Here is a 2,500-nt window from a genome sequence, read left to right on the forward strand (position 1 = left end):
AAAGGGCTGCTCGATGAGAGCAGCCCTGGTGTTTGATATGACAAAGGCCCGCGATTGCGGGCCTTTGGTATTTGGTTGCGGGGACAGGATTTGAACCTGTGACCTTCAGGTTATGAGCCTGACGAGCTACCGGGCTGCTCCACCCCGCGCCATTTGTTTTTGCAGGCGCTGCCTGCGGTGTTGCAGGCGTTTGCCTGCGGAAGTTTTGAGCCTGTCGCCGAAGCATCGTCTGGCGATGTTTCCGGCTTTCGGCTGCGTAAGCATATGCTTACAGGATTGCTTGCTTCCGTCAAACACGAAAGGCCGCTTTGGGCGGCCTTTGCCGCCTGTCTGGCGGTTTTTCGACAAGAGAAGATTTTACGTGCGTTTCGCAGACCTGGCAGCGACTTACTCTCCCGCGTCTTGAGACGAAGTACCATCAGCGCTGGAGCGTTTCACGGCCGAGTTCGGAATGGGATCGGGTGCAGCCGCTCCGCAATAACCACCAGGTCAGCGAAACGCACGTATATTCGAGAAGCTGTTTTGAGCGAATAGGGAATAGAGAGTAGCGAATAGGGAGAACCCTATTGCTGCCTCTGCGGGCTATTCGCTGGTCTTTCTTGTGCCTTGGCGACATCGCATCTGCTTCGGGCCAAGCCCGCAAGCGCGACTGCGCGTCGCCGGTCGTCCGGCGCCCTCGCGGAGCATAGGGCCGTCAGGCCCGCTCATGTGTGAGCGCTGGTTTGATGGACATGGATAATGAGAACGATCAAGCCGATCGAGCTATTAGTACCGGTAAACTTCATGCGTTGCCGCACTTCCATACCCGGCCTATCAACGTGGTGGTCTTCCACGACTCTCAGGGAATACTCGTTTTAAGGTGGGTTTCCCGCTTAGATGCCTTCAGCGGTTATCCCGTCCGGATATAGCTACCCTGCTATGCGGCTGGCGCCACAACAGGTCCACCAGAGATCCGTCCATCCCGGTCCTCTCGTACTAGGGACAGATCCTTTCAATATTCCTACACCCACGGCAGATAGGGACCGAACTGTCTCACGACGTTCTGAACCCAACTCACGTACCGCTTTAAATGGCGAACAGCCATACCCTTGGGACCTGCTCCAGCCCCAGGATGCGATGAGTCGACATCGAGGTGCCAAACAACCCCGTCGATATGGACTCTTGGGGGTCATCAGCCTGTTATCCCCGGCGTACCTTTTATCCGTTGAGCGATGGCCCTTCCACGCGGGACCACCGGATCACTATGACCGACTTTCGTCTCTGCTCGACTTGTCAGTCTCGCAGTCAGGCAGGCTTATGCCATTGCACTCAGCGACCGATTTCCGACCGGTCTGAGCCCACCATCGCGCGCCTCCGTTACTCTTTAGGAGGCGACCGCCCCAGTCAAACTACCCACCATACATTGTCCCGGACCCGGATAACGGGCCGCGGTTAGACATCCATAGAGATAAGGGTGGTATTTCAAGGGTGGCTCCACAGAAACTGGCGTCCCTGCTTCAAAGCCTACCACCTATCCTACACATGCCACTACGAATGCCAATGTAAAGCTATAGTAAAGGTGCACGGGGTCTTTCCGTCTAACCGCAGGAACCCCGCATCTTCACGGGGAATTCAATTTCACTGAGTCTATGCTGGAGACAGCGGGGAAGTCGTTACGCCATTCGTGCAGGTCGGAACTTACCCGACAAGGAATTTCGCTACCTTAGGACCGTTATAGTTACGGCCGCCGTTTACTGGGGCTTCGATTCAGAGCTTGCACCCCTCCTCTTAACCTTCCAGCACCGGGCAGGCGTCAGACCCTATACGTCGCCTTGCGGCTTCGCAGAGCCCTGTGTTTTTGATAAACAGTCGCTACCCCCTGGTCTGTGCCACCCCCATGCACTTGCGTGCAAAGGGGTCACGCTTCTTCCGAAGTTACGCGTGCAATTTGCCGAGTTCCTTCAGCATAGTTCTCTCAAGCGCCTTGGTATACTCTACCAGTCCACCAGTGTCGGTTTCGGGTACGGTCTATAAGGAGGAGCTATTTCCTGGAACCTCTCCGCTGCCCAGACAATCCAATAAGTCTGAACAACTTGTGAGATCCGTCACTACCTCCAGGCCCACGAATATTAACGTGGTTCCCATCGTCTACGCATTTCTGCCTCGACTTAGGGGCCGGCTAACCCTGCTCAGATTAACTTTAAGCAGGAACCCTTGGACTTTCGGCGGGGGTGTCTCTCACACCCCTTACGTTACTCATGTCAGCATTCGCACTTCTGATACCTCCACCGCCCCTCACGGGTACGGCTTCATCAGCTTACAGAACGCTCCGCTACCACTGCATATTCCCGAAGGAATATTGCAATCCAAAGCTTCGGTGTATGGCTTTAGCCCCGTTACATTTTCGGCGCAAAGACCCTTATTTAGACCAGTGAGCTGTTACGCTTTCTTTAAATGATGGCTGCTTCTAAGCCAACATCCTGGTTGTTTTGGGATCCTCACATCCTTTCCCACTTAGCCA

General features: G+C 54.9%; 1 tRNA gene and 2 rRNA genes (1 of these 3 cut by a window edge). All 3 read right to left on the minus strand.

The window, feature by feature from the left end:
• Window positions 1–72: 72 nt before the first annotated feature.
• A tRNA-Met gene (locus tag F3H98_RS06455) sits at window positions 73–149 on the minus strand.
• 225 nt (window positions 150–374) lie between these two features.
• A 5S ribosomal RNA gene (rrf, locus tag F3H98_RS06460) occupies window positions 375–489 on the minus strand.
• 255 nt (window positions 490–744) lie between these two features.
• Window positions 745–2,500 (minus strand): 23S ribosomal RNA (locus F3H98_RS06465); it runs 1,164 nt beyond the window's last position.

The organism is Neomesorhizobium albiziae, assembly GCF_900114255.1.
Taxonomy (GTDB): domain Bacteria; phylum Pseudomonadota; class Alphaproteobacteria; order Rhizobiales; family Rhizobiaceae; genus Neomesorhizobium; species Neomesorhizobium albiziae.